This window comes from Shewanella sp. SM101, assembly GCF_025654465.1.
GTDB lineage: Bacteria > Pseudomonadota > Gammaproteobacteria > Enterobacterales > Shewanellaceae > Shewanella > Shewanella oncorhynchi.
The window spans coordinates 45,320-62,108 of the sequence record NZ_JAKKRH010000024.1; the positions used below are offsets into that span (position 1 = coordinate 45,320).

17 protein-coding genes are annotated in these 16,789 nt (G+C 46.1%); 13 read left to right on the top strand and 4 right to left on the bottom strand.

All coding sequences use genetic code 11. The features are described 5' to 3' along the window. Window positions 1-67 precede the first annotated feature (67 nt). Both galE and galU read right to left on the bottom strand, forming a co-directional pair. Window positions 68-1,081 carry a UDP-glucose 4-epimerase GalE gene (gene galE, locus L5M38_RS14275; protein WP_028760579.1) on the bottom strand — a complete coding sequence of 338 codons (1,014 nt, stop codon included), beginning with the start codon at window positions 1,079-1,081 and terminating at the stop codon, window positions 68-70. Further along, on the bottom strand, window positions 1,081-1,989 hold the full coding sequence (galU, locus tag L5M38_RS14280) for a UTP--glucose-1-phosphate uridylyltransferase GalU (protein WP_263179498.1): 909 nt from the start codon (window positions 1,987-1,989) through the stop codon (window positions 1,081-1,083). Before galU ends, galE begins: the two co-directional genes overlap by 1 nt. A 321-nt stretch (window positions 1,990-2,310) precedes the next feature. On the opposite strand from galU, the gene phhA reads away from it, so the two are divergent. From phhA to L5M38_RS14315, 7 genes are all read left to right on the top strand, one after another. Next, entirely contained in the window at window positions 2,311-3,111 is an 801-nt protein-coding gene (phhA, locus tag L5M38_RS14285) for a phenylalanine 4-monooxygenase (protein WP_219250194.1), read from the top strand. Window positions 3,112-3,242: 131 nt separating this feature from the next. After that, window positions 3,243-3,581 carry a 4a-hydroxytetrahydrobiopterin dehydratase gene (locus L5M38_RS14290; protein WP_106650051.1) on the top strand — a complete coding sequence of 113 codons (339 nt, stop codon included), beginning with the start codon at window positions 3,243-3,245 and terminating at the stop codon, window positions 3,579-3,581. Between the two features lie 268 nt (window positions 3,582-3,849). Then, the gene (gene tyrR / locus L5M38_RS14295; protein WP_263165843.1) at window positions 3,850-5,388 is read left to right on the top strand and encodes a transcriptional regulator TyrR; all 1,539 of its coding nucleotides are present in this window, start codon (window positions 3,850-3,852) and stop codon (window positions 5,386-5,388) included. Between the two features lie 384 nt (window positions 5,389-5,772). Further along, on the top strand, window positions 5,773-6,759 hold the full coding sequence (locus L5M38_RS14300) for a fumarylacetoacetate hydrolase family protein (protein WP_028760574.1): 987 nt from the start codon (window positions 5,773-5,775) through the stop codon (window positions 6,757-6,759). 87 nt (window positions 6,760-6,846) lie between these two features. Then, window positions 6,847-7,497, top strand: coding sequence for a maleylacetoacetate isomerase (maiA, locus tag L5M38_RS14305; RefSeq protein WP_212600044.1), 651 nt, complete (start codon window positions 6,847-6,849; stop codon window positions 7,495-7,497). An 86-nt stretch (window positions 7,498-7,583) separates the two neighbouring features. Further along, window positions 7,584-7,874: a hypothetical protein gene (locus L5M38_RS14310; protein ID WP_263179499.1), complete on the top strand. Its 291-nt coding sequence runs from the start codon at window positions 7,584-7,586 to the stop codon at window positions 7,872-7,874. A 75-nt stretch (window positions 7,875-7,949) separates the two neighbouring features. After that, complete coding sequence (locus L5M38_RS14315; protein ID WP_263179500.1) at window positions 7,950-8,582, top strand: nucleotidyltransferase family protein; 633 nt, start codon at window positions 7,950-7,952, stop codon at window positions 8,580-8,582. Between the two features lie 97 nt (window positions 8,583-8,679). Here L5M38_RS14315 and L5M38_RS14320 read toward each other — a convergent pair whose 3' ends face one another. Next, the gene (locus L5M38_RS14320) at window positions 8,680-8,862 is read right to left on the bottom strand and encodes a hypothetical protein (protein ID WP_263179503.1); all 183 of its coding nucleotides are present in this window, start codon (window positions 8,860-8,862) and stop codon (window positions 8,680-8,682) included. Window positions 8,863-9,327: 465 nt separating this feature from the next. Between L5M38_RS14320 and ompW the strand changes: the two genes are divergently transcribed. Next, window positions 9,328-9,981 carry an outer membrane protein OmpW gene (ompW, locus tag L5M38_RS14325; RefSeq protein WP_263165849.1) on the top strand — a complete coding sequence of 218 codons (654 nt, stop codon included), beginning with the start codon at window positions 9,328-9,330 and terminating at the stop codon, window positions 9,979-9,981. A gap of 93 nt (window positions 9,982-10,074) precedes the next feature. Here ompW and L5M38_RS14330 read toward each other — a convergent pair whose 3' ends face one another. After that, a complete protein-coding gene (locus L5M38_RS14330) occupies window positions 10,075-10,818 on the bottom strand; it encodes an SDR family NAD(P)-dependent oxidoreductase (protein ID WP_028760569.1) in 744 nt (247 codons plus the stop codon). Window positions 10,819-10,935: 117 nt separating this feature from the next. Between L5M38_RS14330 and L5M38_RS14335 the strand changes: the two genes are divergently transcribed. From L5M38_RS14335 to L5M38_RS14355, 5 genes are all read left to right on the top strand, one after another. After that, window positions 10,936-11,355: a YbaY family lipoprotein gene (locus tag L5M38_RS14335; RefSeq protein ID WP_263165852.1), complete on the top strand. Its 420-nt coding sequence runs from the start codon at window positions 10,936-10,938 to the stop codon at window positions 11,353-11,355. 70 nt (window positions 11,356-11,425) lie between these two features. After that, entirely contained in the window at window positions 11,426-12,367 is a 942-nt protein-coding gene (gene metA / locus L5M38_RS14340) for a homoserine O-acetyltransferase MetA (RefSeq protein ID WP_028760567.1), read from the top strand. A gap of 291 nt (window positions 12,368-12,658) precedes the next feature. After that, window positions 12,659-13,849, top strand: coding sequence for a thiolase family protein (locus L5M38_RS14345; protein ID WP_263179504.1), 1,191 nt, complete (start codon window positions 12,659-12,661; stop codon window positions 13,847-13,849). A gap of 162 nt (window positions 13,850-14,011) precedes the next feature. Then, window positions 14,012-15,511, top strand: a complete 1,500-nt coding sequence (locus tag L5M38_RS14350) for a CoA-acylating methylmalonate-semialdehyde dehydrogenase (RefSeq protein WP_263165856.1) — start codon at window positions 14,012-14,014, stop codon at window positions 15,509-15,511. Between the two features lie 80 nt (window positions 15,512-15,591). Beyond that, on the top strand, window positions 15,592-16,749 hold the full coding sequence (locus L5M38_RS14355) for an acyl-CoA dehydrogenase family protein (protein WP_263179505.1): 1,158 nt from the start codon (window positions 15,592-15,594) through the stop codon (window positions 16,747-16,749). The last annotated feature ends 40 nt before the right edge of the window (window positions 16,750-16,789 follow it).

Below are 16,789 nucleotides of genomic sequence, written 5' to 3' on the forward strand. Positions count from 1 at the left end.
GTAAAGCGATGGTATTTAGAGGGTAAAGAAAAATGGCTTGGGAGATTTCCACAAGCCATTCAAGTTATTAGCCGTTATAACCATTGGGATTGGTTGATTGCCAATGCCAGCTACTGTTGGCCATATCTTCTAGGGTATGAGTCGCTTGCCAGCCAAGATCTTCCCTTGCGTGGGTTGGATCGGCGTAGCAGGCAGCAATATCCCCTGGACGACGTGGCGCAATTTGGTAGGCAATGGTGTTACCACAAGCTTTTTCAAAGGCTTTAACCATGTCTAATACACTATATCCTTGGCCTGTGCCTAAGTTATAGGTCACTAGACCAGGCTTAGTGGCCAATTTTGCGAGCGCTTTTAAATGGCCATTGGCTAAATCCACGACATGGATATAGTCACGCACGCCAGTACCGTCGTGGGTCGGATAATCATTACCAAACACGCTTAAGGCGGTGCGTTTACCCACGGCAACCTGCGCAATAAAGGGCATTAAGTTGTTAGGGATATCGTTAGGATCTTCGCCGATTAAGCCACTGGCATGGGCGCCAACCGGATTAAAATAGCGCAGACGGGCGATATTCCAGCTCGGATCGGCATTGTGTACATCTGCCAGTATATGTTCAACCATCAACTTCGACTGACCATAAGGGTTTGTTGCCCCTGTGGGGAAGTCTTCGGTGATCGGTAAACTTGCGGGATCGCCATACACAGTTGCCGATGAGCTGAATACGAGATTTTTTACCTTAAACTCTGCCATGACTTGGCAAAGGATAAGCGTACCCGTAACGTTATTCTCATAATACTTCAGGGGTTTTGCGACGGATTCTCCCACCGCTTTTAATCCTGCAAAGTGGATAACTGAATCAATAGCATGATCGTTAAACACTTTCTGCAATAACGCTTTATTGAGAATATCGCCTTGATAGAAAGTAACCGATTTACCAGTGATCCGCTCGACTCGGTTTAAGGCTTCTATGCTTGAATTAGACAAGTTGTCCAATACAATCACATCATTACCAGCATTGAGCAGTTCTACTACTGTGTGGGTGCCAATATAGCCAGCACCACCGGTCACTAAAATCGTCATTACTTAATTCCTTTTACAACGGTTTTTAAATAGTGCGCAAAATCTTCACCGATTTCGCTGTGGCGCAGGGCATATTCAACGTTAGCACGCATATAACCTTGCTTGTTACCACAGTCATGGCTCTTACCTTCCATGTAGTAAGCATTTACGGTTTCTTGCTTCATTAACATCGCAATCGCATCAGTTAATTGAATTTCATCGCCTGCGCCCGCAGGGGTTTTAGCCAGTAGCGGCCAAATGCTGGCTGGTAAAACATAACGGCCTACAACGGCTAAATTAGAAGGAGCTTCATCTACAGAGGGTTTTTCAACCAGTTCGACTAATGGCTCAGATTCACCCGGTTGTAAATCATGACCATTCACATCGGCAATACCGTATTGGTTGACGACGTTATGTGGCACGCCTTCCACCATGATTTGACCGACTTGGGTTTCATCAAACAGGGCAACCATAGCGGCTAAGTTATCGGTACGAAGGTCACAGCTGGCTTCATCTATGATCACATCCGGTAGCAATACGGCAAATGGTGCATCGCCGACGACAGATTTAGCACACAAAATCGCATGACCTAAGCCTTTAGCTTGAGATTGGCGCACGCTGATCACTGTTACATCTTTAGGACAAATAGATTGTACGGCTTCAAGTAACTGACGTTTAACGCGGCGTTCTAATTGGGCTTCTAGTTCGAAACTGGTATCGAAATGGTTTTCGATAGAGTTTTTACTGGCGTGGGTCACGAGTACAATTTCTTTGATCCCAGCTGCGATAGCTTCACTGACTACATATTGAATCAATGGCTTATCGACAACAGGTAACATTTCCTTTGGAATTGCTTTGGTCGCTGGAAGCATACGAGTGCCTAGGCCTGCGACAGGAATAACGGCTTTACGAATTTGATGTTGTTTCATTGCGAACCTTTTAGGTCAAGGAGATGCGGTTAATGGCCAATATTGTAAATGACCTGCACAGAAAAGCTATTTAGAAACGCTGAAAACTTAGGATATTTAAGTATTTTTACAGCGAAGTCGACGTAAGTTTTAGCAAAGGTAGCACAGAGCATCTAATCCAGCATGGGTGATGTGCACTTGCATGGCGTTTTTAATACCCTTGTAATATTTGCTTTACGTTTACGTCACAGTGGTGGTGCAAGAATAAAGTGTGAGGGAGTTAACAAATTTAAAGGCTTAGATCACTATGGTTCCATGAGCGCTAGCCACTAAGTGAAGACTATGACGAAAGGAACAGAATACATCGCTCACAGAGCTGATGACACAGGGTTTATCAACTACCCGCAAGAAGAACATGAGATTTGGAGCCAGCTTTATGCCCGTCAAGCGATAAACCTGCCTGGCCGTGCTTGTAAGGAGTATTTGCAAGGGCTAGATGCCTTGGCTATGCCAAAGGATCGTATTCCGCAACTTACTGAAATTGATACTGTATTGCAAGCGACCACCGGCTGGAAAACGGCAGCCGTACCTGCGCTTATTTCCTTCGGCCGTTTCTTTGAACTACTGGCCAATAAAGAGTTTCCTGTGGCGACATTCATTCGCCGTAAGGAAGAGTTTGATTACCTGCAAGAGCCTGATATTTTTCATGAAATCTTTGGTCATTGCCCTTTGCTCACCAACCCTTCATTTGCTAATTTTTCACATATGTATGGCCAATTAGGTTTAAATGCCAGCAAAGAAGAAAGGGTGTTTTTAGCGCGTTTATACTGGTTTACGGTTGAGTTTGGCTTGCTACAGCCTAAAGATGGCCCCTTGTGTATCTATGGTGGCGGTATTTTAAGCTCACCTGGTGAAACTTTATATGCAATGGAAAGTGACGTGCCAGAACGTCAACCCTTTGATTTATTGAATGTGCTACGAACCCCATATCGCATCGACATTATGCAGCCGATTTATTATGTGATTGAGCACATTGATATGCTTGATGAAATTGCCAAAATGGACATCATGAGTTATGTCACTAAGGCACGTCAGTTAGGTTTATTTGCTCCTAAATATCCTCCCAAAGCCAAGGCGAGCTAGTCTCGATTCGATGGATGGTTTGATGTGTTATTTGAGTCGCCATCTAATTTAGTCATGTGATTTAAGTAATTAATAAGTAATGAGTAAAGTGCAACTGAATATCCCTATTAATGTTGCCAACAGGAGTATGTATGACTGCGTTATCGAATATGAAATGTGAAGCGTGCCAAGCCGATGCACCAAAAGTGACCGATGAAGAGTTGGCAGAACTTATTCGTATGATCCCTGACTGGGGCGTGCAAGTGCGTGACGGCGTAATGCAGCTTGAGCGCGTCTACAAGTTTAAAAACTTTAAACTGGCGATGGCATTCACGAATAAGCTGGCGGATTTAGCGGAAGAAGAATTCCATCATCCCGGCATTTTCACTGAATGGGGTAAAGTGACTGTCACTTGGTGGTCGCACTCCATTAAGGGGCTACATAAGAATGACTTCATCATGGCCGCCAAGACAGACCAGTTACTAGGTTAATTATTTAATCAATTTAATCAGCATCTTAATGTGTTTTATGATGCTGATTTTTTCTTCCTGTTACAATTCAACTGTAAACTAGGCTTGCCACTTTCAGTTTAACCTTCTAACGTATACGGGCTCTGCTATTTCCCCTCATCGCTGACGTTTTCGTCAAAGGTAACGATTTGCCTAGCAAGCGTTATTTTTGTTGTAAAGCCTAAGGCGAAAAATAGCTCTGCACGGTTTATCCCCAAAATTCAAATCAAAAAAGGGAATATCAGTCATTATGCGCTTGGAAGTCAGCTGTCAGGATCGTGTTGGTTTAGCCAAAGATATCTTAGTCGTGTTAGAGCGTTATGGTATTAATTTAATTGCCATTGATGCCAGTAACCAAGGATTCCTGTACTTACAATTTGCCGAAATCAGTTTTGAAACCTTGAGTGCCTTGATGCCGCAGATCCGCAAAGTGGAAAGTGTCCACGATGTGCGTACGGTGTCATTTATGCCCTCAGAGCAAGAACATTACGCCCTTAAAACCCTGCTCAAAACCTTACCCGACTCCGTTTTTTCTATCGATGCCAAGGCACGTATTCGTATCGTTAATGAGTCCGCCTTGCTCAATATAGGCATGGGTGAGCACGAAGTGCTCGAAGAGTCGCTTAATCATTGGGTGCAAGGTTTTAACTTCAGCCGATGGTTGAGTGAAGCACAAGTATTGCCACAAGCGGCGCGAGTTCAAATCGGCCCGAATGAGTATCTTGCCGAAATGCTGCCGATTTACCTACCTGATGAGGATGAAAGAACCATCTTGGTTGGTGCTGTGGTGTCGCTAAAATCCCCTGCGCGTGTTGGAAAACAGTTTAACGCGCTGCAGAACCAAACCACTGGCTTTGAAAATGTATTAGCCAGCAGTGACAAGATGAAGGAAGTGCTTAAGCAAGCGCGGCGTATGGCCCAGCTCGATGCACCTTTGTTGATCACGGGTGAAACGGGTACTGGCAAAGAATTAATGGCCAGAGCTAGCCATGATGCGGGGATGCGCCGTGAAAAACCTTTTATCGCCATCAACTGCGCCGCTCTGCCCGACAGCGCTGCCGAAGAGGAATTATTCGGTTACGTCAGTCAGGGCAAAGTCGTCAAACGAGGCTTTTTTGAAGAAGCTAAGGGTGGCACAGTATTTCTCGATGAAGTGGCGGAAATGTCTAGGGCGGCTCAAGTTAAGCTGCTACGGCTATTGCAAGATGGCACTTTTAGACGCATAGGGGGCGATGAAGAAGTGCGTGCTGATGTGCGAATTATTTGCTCGACCCAGAAAAATTTAGCTGAACTATGCCAAACCGGCGAGTTTAGGGAAGATTTGTACTATCGCATCCATGTGCTGAGTTATCACATTCCGTCCTTACGCGAGCGTAAAGTCGATATCATTCCACTGACGGAAATGTTCCTCGAACATTACAGTCAACAGTTGTCTAGCCCAGTGCGGCGGATTTCGGCCCAGTGCCGCGACCATTTGCTCACCTACGCTTGGCCAGGTAACGTACGCCAATTAAAGAACGCGGTCTTTAGAGCCGTGTCTATGTGGGATGGCTCGGCCGAGTTGACGGTAGAACAGCTGAAATTGCCGTCATACGCCGAAGGTTTTGGTTACTTTGATAATGAGTTTGAGGGCAATCTGGACGATGCAATGAAGCAGTTTGAAGCGAGTTTGTTGCGTCGATTATATCCGGCCTACCCGAGCACTCGCCAGTTGGCGAAAAAGCTAGGTGTATCACACACAGCTATTGCTAATAAACTGCGTGAATACAAGATAGCCAAGCGCCGTTAGTTAGAGTCTCGTTGGGTTGACACAGTCAATGTAACAGTATCGTTCCACTTAGTTGCCGACTTTTCAGGCATATTGCTTACCGAGATATTGATAAGCGGTAACTAGGTTATAAACGTAATGATTAGTTTACAAAATGTGAAATAATTGACCTAAATGTGATTTTGGTCACGCTATAGGAATCTTGAGCTGCATCGGGTATTTCTACGCGCAACAAATACGTTAAAGCAAGTAAAAGCGCATGCCTCGTTGGCGCGAACTGCGTAACATGTATGCCCTTAATGAGTCAAAAAGTTCGATTTAAATCGCCGAATATAAGCTGGGTGACGTCGCGTGTTTTCCAGCACAATAAAATTGTACACCTAGCCGAAGAGCACTGGAGCCAATATGAAACTTGCAAGTTATAACAATGGTCGTCGTGATGGTCAGTTGATGTTAGTCAGCCGCGATCTCACTAAAACGGTTGCCGTTCCTGCCATTGCCCACACTATGCAGCAATTACTCGATGGTTGGGATTTACTGAGACCGCAATTGCAAGAATTGTACGATGCGTTAAATGAAGGCATGTTAGATAACGCGCAAGCGTTCGACGAAGCTAAGTGTTTGTCGCCATTACCGCGTGCTTACCAATGGGCCGATGGTAGCGCTTATGTGAATCACGTTGAGTTAGTCCGTAAAGCCCGTGGCGCAGAAATGCCAGAAACCTTTTGGACAGATCCGTTGTTTTATCAAGGAGGCTCAGACAGCTTTATTGCCCCTAAAGCGGATATCCCATTGGCGAGTGAAGACTGGGGTATCGATTTCGAATCTGAAATTGCGGTTATTACCGATGATGTGCCTATGGGCGTGAGCACTGACAATGCAGCTAAGCACATTAAATTGTTGATGCTAGTTAACGATGTGTCATTGCGTAACTTGATCCCTGGTGAGTTGGCGAAAGGCTTTGGTTTTTTCCAATCTAAACCATCGAGCAGTTTTTCGCCTGTGGCTGTGACACCGGATGAATTGGGTGTCCGTTGGGAAGATTCGAAAGTGCATTTACCGCTGATCACCTATTTAAATGGTGAATTATTTGGTCGTCCGAATGCGGGCGTTGATATGACCTTTAATTTCAGTCAGTTAGTTTCGCATGTTGCAAAAACCCGTCCATTGGGCGCAGGCGCGATTATAGGCTCTGGTACTATTTCTAACTATGACCGTAGCGCAGGTTCGAGCTGTTTAGCGGAAAAACGTATGTTAGAAGTGATTGCCGAAGGCAAAGCCACTACGCCATTTATGCGTTTTGGTGACACAGTGCGTATCGAAATGCTCGATGATAATGATGTAACCATTTTTGGTTCTATCGATCAAAAAGTGGTTGAATACAAAGCCTAAGGCTTTCCCTTAAAGGGCTACACCGACTCAAACTAACGGGGCTTAATTGCCCCGTTTTTATACTGACTTTTATAAGGACATGAAAATATGAAACTTTACGGTTATTGGCGTTCCAGTGCAGCCTATCGGGTTCGTATTGCCCTTAATCTCAAGGGGATTTCAGCCGAACAGTTTTCAGTGCATCTCGTACGTGATGGCGGCGAGCAACATAAAGCGGCCTACATTGCGCTTAATCCTTTAGAGTTAGTGCCAACCTTAGTGGTGGATGATGAGCTGGATGTGGATGCCTTATCGCAATCTTTAGCGATTATCGAATATCTTGATGAGATACATCCACAGTCGCCATTATTGCCTGCATCGGCTCTTGAACGTGCCCACGTGCGCGCTATGGCACTTACGGTCGCCTGTGAGATCCATCCATTAAACAACTTGCGGGTATTGCAGTATTTAACGCAAACCTTAGGTGCTGATGACACCGCCAAAAATACTTGGTATCACCATTGGGTCGCAAGTGGTTTTACGGCCTTAGAAACCTTGTTAACACGGCATAGCGGTCGTTACTGCTTTGGGAATGCCGTGACATTAGCCGATCTGTGTTTAGTACCGCAGGTGTATAACGCCCAGCGTTTTAATGTGGATTTAACGCCTTATCCCAATATCATGCGCGTGTGGGCCGAGTGTAACCAGCTTGAAGCCTTTGCCAATGCGGCCCCAGAGCGCCAAGCGGATGCGGTGTAACGAATTGTGCGGATACGGTTTTTACGAATAGAAAGAATGGATGATGAGACTTGCTTTGAGAGTCTTATCTCAGCGATGGAGTTTAAATGCTTTTCAGTAAAAAATGTCCGTATTGCAAAGGTAAACTCGGCGCTAAGGATGTGCCGATTAACGAAGGACGCTGCTGCCATTGTGATAAGCCGATACTGTACAAATTCAATATAATAAAATGGATACTACTGTTTGTGCCCATCTACATTGTTAGCGTTAATCTGCTAGACAAAGATGTACATGGTTTTTGGATTTGTGTTGCGGTGATGGCACCTATTTATAGTCTCGTTTCTCTGCTCTGTCATGAGGTCGTAAAGTGCTCAGAAACCGATGGCGAAGTGGAGTAAGCCTAATGTCTTTCCCGTGTTTTTATCTATATTGAAGCGGGCGATACTGTTATGAGTGGTGCTACGGGGAATGTTATGAATGATGCAATGAGTGAAACAGCGCTAGAGCATCAATTACTCGAATGGATAGCTCAAGACTGCGAGCGAGTGAGGGCGCTTGAACTCGCGCTTCAATGCGCCCAAGTATACTCAATGCCGCAGTGGTGTCTGGCGGCGGGATTTGTCCGTAATTTAGTCTGGGATCGTTTGCACGAATTTGAGTTGAGTCCACTGAACGATATCGATCTGATCTATTTTTGCCCTTTAGATATTAGCCCTGAGCGGGATCTGGCGATTGAAACCTATCTTCATCAGCTTGCCCCTGAGTTACCTTGGTCGGTTAAGAATCAGGCGCGCATGCATAGTCGCAATCAAGACATGGCTTACACATCTTGTATTGATGCTATGGCCCATTGGCCAGAGTTAGAAACCGCGGTTGGGGTGGGTTTAAAATCTCATGTTGAGACAAATACTCAGGTAGATGCAGAGACTGATCATCATTGCACGCATTACGGTATTGAGCTGGTGGTTCCCTTTGGGCTGAACTCCCTGTTTGCCCTCAAATTGAGCGCCAATCCAAAGCGATCATTACCCGTGTTTCATCACAGAGTCGCGACTAAGGGCTGGCTAACTCGCTATCCTTTGCTTACGTGTTGTTACTCAAGCTAATCTTCTCACTTTCTTATTCGTTCAGTCTAAAACAGACTTAACCGCCTCACACTATCATTCCATGCAATCTAGTTATCTAACATGATAGGTATCATCCTCAAGCCGTTTTTATTTGTCCATTTTTTGTTTTTATCCTAATACCAATCGTATTAAATATCTGTTCATTCAGCGGGAGTTCAACGCGCTTTAGACAAGGCGAAGGCTTGAAGGCATAGTGGTGCTCTGTCGAAAGCCTTAAACGCAGTATAAAGCGCGTTGAAACCCGCCCTTCGGGAGCCACACAGGCATCCCACTCCGGTGTTGTATTGACTTAAAAGGGAATAACCATTTTTGCGTCAATGCGCCTTGGATTGAGATGCCTGTGAGGCTCTGAACTGATTAGATATTTAATGTGATTGGTATCATTTAACTCGTCTCAATAATTTGAACTTAATGTTCAAATAACCTCTTAGTTAAGTGCTTTTCATTGTTACTAAAATGTTTATGGTGTTATTGATCACTACCTCTTGCGGTAGTCATTAGTGATGGCTAATGCAACACTTAGCTCACAGAAAACAAAGGGGTATTGTCAATAAATGTTTGAATTTCGTGATTCAGCTCCCATGTGTAGTACCTATAAGTGAGTATCGCTCACTCACTTTGATTTGGATCAATAAATCAGCCGCATATCTCTGGCAGTGTAGGCGTCAATTGTTAAGGATGTAATACAAAACAAAAACCTATGTTGTACATATGGAGTATGATGATGAATAAAAACACTGTTTCTACACTGGTCGCTGCCACCCTTTTAGCCGCTGGTTTTTCTGCCTCTGTATCGGCTCACCAAGCGGGTGACATTATCGTTCGTGCGGGTGCTGTGGTTGTTGCGCCAAATGAATCAAGTGCCAACGTTTTAACTTTGGGTGAGTTTTCAGTCGATAATAATACCCAATTAGGCTTAAACTTTGGTTACATGTTGACAGATAACTTTGGGATTGAGTTATTAGCGGCAACCCCTTTTAGCCATACCGTTTCTTTGCCTGCAGATGGTGTCGGTGAGATTGCTGAAACTAAGCAACTGCCGCCAACGCTAGTGGCGCAGTACTATTTCGGTAATTCTCAATCTGTTATTCGTCCTTATATTGGTGTAGGTGTTAACTACACTAACTTTTATGACAATGATTTTAATGCCCATGGCAAGTCTCTAGGATTAAGTGATTTAAGTATGAGTACTTCTTGGGGCTTAGCTGCACAAGTAGGTTTGGATTATCAAGTGAACAAGAATTGGTTGGTGAACGCATCTGTGTGGTACGCAAAAATTAGTACAGATGTTAAGTTCACTGCCGGAGGTGCGCAACAACAATTCGAAACCGATATTGACCCATGGGTTTATATGGTCAGCGTAGGTTACACTTTCTAATCTACGGATCAGATAAGCGTAAAAAAGGAGCCTTAGGCTCCTTTTTCGTTTCTGCACTTTTATCCTGACATGTTCCACTCAGGTTAAGCCGACTTAGCGCTTTGGCTTTTTAGCTTTCCAGTGGCGAGTGTTATAGATAAATTCGGGTAATAACACAGTAAGCCAAGCGACGAGGCGCCAGCGTTTGGTCACATAGACGCGGCGTTTGCCTTGTTTCATCGCCTTGATGATTTGCGCCGCGACTTGTGGCAATGGTGCAAGCCACATCGCACTTTGCTGCATAGCGGCTTTATCGAGCAAACCAAGTTGGATATCGGTAATCGTAATCGGTAGCTTAAGGCGCTGAGCATGCATACTTAAGCCCTCAAGGTAATTCTGCCCAAAGGCTTTTGAGGCGTGATAGGCCACACTCGGCCCGCCGCGCAGGCCCGCAATCGAGTTGATTGCCGCCAGTTGTCCATAACCTTGCTCGCGAAATAGTCTAAATGCCGTATTGCAGATGGCAGCAAAACCTCGCACATTGACATCGATAATGTCTTGCTCCGGTAGCCAAGGCAACTCGGGGTCATAGCTATTGAGGCCAGTATTGACTAAGACTAAGTGCGCGCCGCCAAGAGTTTGCCAGACTGATTCAAGTTGGTTGATGATGGCTTGAGGTTGTTCAATTTGAAGTGCAAAAACTTGTACTTTTGTTGGCAAGGATAAGGCAAAATCGCGCAGTGATTCTGGATCTTGGGCGAATAAGACTAATTCAACCTGTTGATCTGCCAATTGCTTTGCAAGTTCACGACTTAATTGTGAGCTAGCTCCCACAATTATTGCAGTTGCTTGGGTCATAGATTTTTCGGCAACGAAATGGTGGCTTATGATAGAAAGTTATGCTCACCAAGACAAGATTTATAGCTTGGGCGTGTGGACATCTAGAAGTCTTTATGTATGATTAGGAGAAACAAAATGAACAAATGGTTGCGTTTAAGCGCGTTGAGATTAACAGCCTTAGCATTAATGGCCATCATGGGGGGGTTATCGGGTTGTGCAACACCGAATGCTATCGTTGAGATAAAAGGCGAGACCTTATATCGCGAACGGATAGCCTTACCTGCCGATGCTAAGGTCATAGTGCAACTGCTTGATGTCTCAAAAATGGATGTGCCAGCCATAGTGATGGCGGAGCGCGTACAACAAGGTGCTGCGACACCGGCACCATTCAGTTTTGCGATTGGTAGCGATCAGTTCCAACCCGGTCACACTTATGCCATAGGTGCCCGGATTATGTTGGGTGATAAGTTATTGTTTATTAATACTCAAGCCTATCACATTGATCTCAATTCCACTGAGCCAATGACGATACTGCTAGAGAAAGTCGGTGGCTAGTTAGCCCGCTCAGAAGTGAGCTGACATACGCGCCGAATCCGTTAGTATTTACGAACAGAAGAGGCGCGGTATGCCGGTTAGAATTCCAGATCATCTGCCCGCAGCAGGGGTGTTAGAGTCAGAAAATATTTTCGTTATGTCCGAGACTCGGGCGGCGAATCAAGATATCAGGCCGATGAAGGTGCTGATTTTGAACTTGATGCCGAACAAAATCGAGACTGAAACCCAGTTATTGCGCTTACTGGGTAACACGCCTTTACAAGTCGATGTGGATTTACTGCGCATTCACGACAAAGAGTCCAAGCATACTTCCATCGACCACATGAATACTTTTTACCGTGACTTTGAAGCCGTGCGCCATAAAAATTACGACGGTCTCATTATCACAGGCGCGCCGCTTGGGCAAATCGATTTCGAAGATGTGGTTTATTGGGATCATATCCGTGAAATCATCGACTGGTCCCAAGAGCATGTCACCTCAGTGTTGTTTTTATGCTGGGCAGCCCATGCGGGCTTGTATCATCTCTATGGTTTAAATCGAAAAATATTGCAACAGAAGCGTTCTGGCGTATTTGTACATAGGCGCACTTGTCAGCATTTCCCACTGCTACGTGGTTTTGATGATGAGTTCTTTGCACCCCATTCGCGTTTTGCCGAGATGGATGTGGAAGAAATTAGGCAACACCCGCAGCTGCAAGTGTTAGCGCAGTCCGATGAAGCCGGGGCCTATTTAGTATTAAGTCGCAATAACCGTAACTTGTTTGTAATGGGTCACCCTGAATATCAAAAATCGACTTTAAACGATGAATACCATAGGGATTTAGCCCAAGGCTTAACGCCAAATGTGCCACAAAACTATTATCGAAATAATAATCCAGAAGCTGAAGCCATTGCCCGCTGGCACAGCCACGGTAGTTTGTTGGTCAGTAATTGGCTCAATTATTACGTTTACCAGTTAACGCCTTATGACTTAAGTGATATGACGGCGATGACGCCGTGGGAATCGCGATAAGGTTTTGTTTAGCCTTTTATGGTGATGTGGTCACATGGATGTGACCTAAGCTGATACCCAAAATCCCTTAATTTATCTCTCCCTTCGATTCTGTTGTCCACGCTTGACTGTGCTTAATTCCTGCCTCGCTGTAAATCCTTACTGACAATTTTTACCCGATAAAATCGACACATTAGACCAAGGAATACTTGCTTTACGTTCGCGTAAACGTCAGAGTTGTTTTATTGTCGATTTTATTAAACGTCCCAAGGCTAGCACTAGGCCTTGTGGTCAATTTGGGTTGGAGCCTGCATGAGTACTGAACCGTTAAATCAAGATATTGTTATTGTTGCCGCTAAACGCACCCCTATGGGTGGTTTTCAAGGCAGTTTGTCATCTGTTGCATCACCGACTTTAGCCGCGACAGCCATTAAGGGCTTGTTGGTGGAGACTCAATTAGCGGGTGAGCATGTCGATGAAGTCTTGATGGGCTGCGTATTACCCGCTGGTTTAGGTCAAGCGCCTGCGCGTCAGGCCACTTTAGGTGCGGGATTACCCTTATCCGTTGGTGCGACCACAGTGAACAAAGTCTGTGGCTCAGGCATGAAGACGGTCATGTTAGCCCACGATTTGATTAAAGCGGGCAGTGCAAAAGTGGTGATCGCTGGCGGTATGGAAAGCATGAGCCAAGCGCCGTATCTCTTGGATAAAGCCCGCGGCGGCATGCGCATGGGCCACGGCAAAGTGCTCGATCATATGTTTTTAGATGGTCTTGAGGATGCTTATACTGGCGGCGCCATGGGAACGTTTGCCCAGAAAACAGCCGATGAATTTGGGATCACTCGTGAGCAGATGGACGCCTTTGCGCTAAGTTCGCTCGAAAAAGCCAATGCCGCGATTAACTCGGGTGCCTTTAAGGCCGAAATTACGCCTGTCACAGTTAGTGATGGTCGCGGTGATGTGACTATCGATACCGACGAGCAACCCGGTAATGCCCGCCCTGAAAAAATTCCTACGCTGCGCCCAGCCTTTACCAAAGATGGCACTATCACAGCAGCTAACTCTAGCTCTATTTCCGATGGCGCAGCGGCATTGATGCTGACCTCTCGCGGCGAAGCTGAGCGTTTAGGCTTAACTGTATTAGCCACCATTAAAGGCCACACCACCCACGCCCAAGAGCCTTCACTCTTTACCACTGCACCGGTTGGGGCTATGGCGAAATTGCTGGCTAATGTGGGTTGGTCAACGGATGAAGTCGATTTATTTGAAATCAACGAAGCCTTCGCCATGGTGACTATGCTTGCCGTGTCTGAACTGGGTTTAGATGTGGCTAAGATTAACGTCAATGGCGGCGCTTGCGCTTTAGGTCATCCTATTGGCTGTTCTGGTTCACGTTTGCTAGTGACTCTAATTCATGCTTTAAAAGCCCGCGGCCTTAAGCGCGGTGTCGCCTCGCTGTGTATCGGCGGTGGTGAAGCAACAGCGATGGCCATCGAGGTCTAATCGCTTAACATTTTAGTTAAATCAACAAGACTGAGATTAACAAGACTTAGATCATTTAGATTTGAATCAACAAGACGGGGCTGGCAAGGGCAATCACTTCCCTTGAGGATAATCATAATATCGCACCGCCAGTCCATCACTCTACAAGGAAAGGATTGCAACATGACCACACAAGTAAAGCATTACATTGACGGCGAGTTTATCCAAGGTACGGGCACATCACAGATTATTGTCACCAATCCCGCGAATAACTCGCCGATTGCCGTGATTAATGCTGCCACTAGCGAAGAAGTTCACGCTGCGATTGCCAGCGCAAAAGCGGCCTTTAAAACCTGGAAAGAAGTGCCAGTATCTGAACGTGCGCGCGTCATGTTGCGTTATCAACATTTGCTAAAAGAACATCACGACGAACTGGCGACCATTCTTGCAAAGGAAACTGGTAAAACCTTCGAAGATGCCAAGGGCGATGTATGGCGCGGTATCGAAGTGGCTGAACATGCTTGTAACGTGGCGTCATTATTGATGGGTGAAACTGTCGAGAACGTCGCGCGTTCAATTGATACTTACAGCTACACTCAACCACTCGGTGTGTGTGCCGGTATTACGCCATTTAACTTCCCTGCGATGATCCCGTTATGGATGTTCCCATTGGCGATTGCCTGCGGTAACACTTTCATTTTAAAGCCTTCAGAACAAGATCCTATGACGCCGCAGCGTCTGGTTGAGCTGTTTGTTGAGGCGGGCGCACCTAAGGGCGTATTGCAATTAGTGCATGGCGATAAAACCGCCGTAGATATCCTGCTGGCAGACCCTGCGATTAAAGCCATTTCTTTCGTCGGTTCTGTGGCTGTGGGTCAATATATTTATAAAACGGGTACCGATAACTTAAAACGCGTGCAAGCCTTTGCGGGCGCGAAAAACCACTGCGTTATCATGCCAGATGCAAACAAACAGCAAGTGATCAACAACTTAGTTGGCGCTTCTGTGGGCGCGGCGGGTCAGCGTTGTATGGCGATTTCGGTTGCCGTGTTTGTTGGCGCCGCTAAAGAGTGGATCCCAGAATTAAAAGAAGCCTTAGCCAAAGTTCGCCCAGGTTTATGGGACGATAAAGAAGCGGGTTATGGTCCAGTTATCAGCCCTGCAGCTAAGGCGCGGGTGCTTAAACTTATCGCCCAAGGTAAAGCCGAAGGCGCCGAGTGTTTACTCGATGGCAGCGATTTTACCGTGGTAGGTTATGAATCCGGTAATTGGATTGGCCCAACCATGTTCGATAAAGTCACTACTGAGATGAGCATTTACAAGGAAGAAATCTTTGGCCCTGTACTGTGTTGTATGGAATCAGACTCCTTAGAAGCCGCCATCGAATTAGTTAACGCCAGCCCTTATGGCAACGGCACTTCTATCTTTACCGCTAGCGGTGCAGCTGCCCGTAAATATCAACATGAAATCGAAGTCGGCCAAGTGGGGATTAACGTGCCTATTCCTGTGCCATTACCTTTCTTCTCATTTACCGGTTGGAAGGGCAGTTTTTACGGCGATCAACATGCTTATGGCAAGCAAGCGGTGCGTTTCTATACCGAGACCAAGACCATCACTTCCCGCTGGTTTGAGTCCGATATCGCCGTAGCTTCAACGCCAAATATGAGCATTAACTTACGCTAAGCTCGGTTATAAACCACGGCGTCTTTATGGCGCCCAATTTATTCAATAAAAAAGTGACCATAGAGTCATAGGAGAGCCCAATGGATTTTAATTTCAACGATGACCAACGTCAGTTTGCCGATCTTGCGCGCCAGTTTGCCGCGGAAGAATTAACCCCGTTCGCCGCCAAGTGGGATGAAGAACATCATTTCCCCAAAGACGTGATCCAAAAAGCCGGTGAGCTAGGTTTTTGCTCTCTGTATTCGCCAGAATCCGAAGGTGGAATGGGTTTATCGCGCCTTGATGCCTCGATTATTTTTGAAGAACTTGCCAAAGGCTGCACCGCGACCACGGCCATGCTGACCATTCATAATATGGCGACTTGGATGGTGACGACTTGGGGCACTGAAACCCTGCGTCAGACTTGGTCTGAGCCGTTAACCACTGGGCAGATGTTAGCGTCATACTGTTTGACTGAGCCGGGCGCGGGTTCGGACGCTGCATCTTTGCAAACTAAAGCGGTGCGTGACGGTGATGAATATGTGATTTCAGGCTCGAAAATGTTTATCTCGGGTGCGGGCGCCACTGAGCTTTTAGTCGTGATGTGCCGTACAGGTCAAGCTGGGCCTAAGGGAATTTCGGCCATTGCCATTCCGGCGGATGCCGCTGGTGTTATCTACGGTAAAGCCGAAGATAAAATGGGCTGGAATGCCCAGCCGACCCGTCAAATCACCTTTGAAAACGTGCGCGTGCTAGTAGCGAATTTGCTCGGTGAAGAAGGCCAAGGTTTTGCGTTCGCGATGAAAGGCTTAGACGGCGGTCGCATCAATATCGCTACCTGTTCTGTGGGTACGGCGCAGTCGGCTTTAGAGCGCGCAACTCAATATATGAATGAGCGTCAGCAATTTGGTAAACCGTTAGCGGCTTTCCAAGCGCTGCAATTTAAACTTGCCGATATGGCGACAGAATTAGTCGCAGCCCGCCAAATGGTGCGTCTTGCGGCATTTAAACTCGATAGTGGCGATCCTGAGGCCACGGCTTATTGCGCTATGGCGAAACGCTTTGCCACTGATGTGGGTTTTCAAGTCTGCGATGCGGCGCTGCAAATTCATGGTGGATATGGTTATATAAGGGAGTACCCGCTGGAACGTCATTTCCGTGATGTGCGTGTACACCAGATTTTAGAAGGCACTAACGAAATTATGCGCTTAATTATCGCCCGTCGTTTACTCGATGAAAATGCAGGACAAATCCTGTAATTCAACTCGCAATATGCATGACTTACAGGTCGGCGATAAC

Coding starts and splice junctions, on each gene's coding strand:
- galE (WP_028760579.1), bottom strand. CDS start 1,081: ATGACGATTTTAGTGACCGGTGGTGCTGGCTATATTGGCACCCACACA.
- galU (WP_263179498.1), bottom strand. CDS start 1,989: ATGAAACAACATCAAATTCGTAAAGCCGTTATTCCTGTCGCAGGCCTA.
- phhA (WP_219250194.1), top strand. CDS start 2,311: ATGACGAAAGGAACAGAATACATCGCTCACAGAGCTGATGACACAGGG.
- L5M38_RS14290 (WP_106650051.1), top strand. CDS start 3,243: ATGACTGCGTTATCGAATATGAAATGTGAAGCGTGCCAAGCCGATGCA.
- tyrR (WP_263165843.1), top strand. CDS start 3,850: ATGCGCTTGGAAGTCAGCTGTCAGGATCGTGTTGGTTTAGCCAAAGAT.
- L5M38_RS14300 (WP_028760574.1), top strand. CDS start 5,773: ATGAAACTTGCAAGTTATAACAATGGTCGTCGTGATGGTCAGTTGATG.
- maiA (WP_212600044.1), top strand. CDS start 6,847: ATGAAACTTTACGGTTATTGGCGTTCCAGTGCAGCCTATCGGGTTCGT.
- L5M38_RS14310 (WP_263179499.1), top strand. CDS start 7,584: ATGCTTTTCAGTAAAAAATGTCCGTATTGCAAAGGTAAACTCGGCGCT.
- L5M38_RS14315 (WP_263179500.1), top strand. CDS start 7,950: ATGAATGATGCAATGAGTGAAACAGCGCTAGAGCATCAATTACTCGAA.
- ompW (WP_263165849.1), top strand. CDS start 9,328: ATGAATAAAAACACTGTTTCTACACTGGTCGCTGCCACCCTTTTAGCC.
- L5M38_RS14330 (WP_028760569.1), bottom strand. CDS start 10,818: ATGACCCAAGCAACTGCAATAATTGTGGGAGCTAGCTCACAATTAAGT.
- L5M38_RS14335 (WP_263165852.1), top strand. CDS start 10,936: ATGAACAAATGGTTGCGTTTAAGCGCGTTGAGATTAACAGCCTTAGCA.
- metA (WP_028760567.1), top strand. CDS start 11,426: ATGCCGGTTAGAATTCCAGATCATCTGCCCGCAGCAGGGGTGTTAGAG.
- L5M38_RS14345 (WP_263179504.1), top strand. CDS start 12,659: ATGAGTACTGAACCGTTAAATCAAGATATTGTTATTGTTGCCGCTAAA.
- L5M38_RS14350 (WP_263165856.1), top strand. CDS start 14,012: ATGACCACACAAGTAAAGCATTACATTGACGGCGAGTTTATCCAAGGT.
- L5M38_RS14355 (WP_263179505.1), top strand. CDS start 15,592: ATGGATTTTAATTTCAACGATGACCAACGTCAGTTTGCCGATCTTGCG.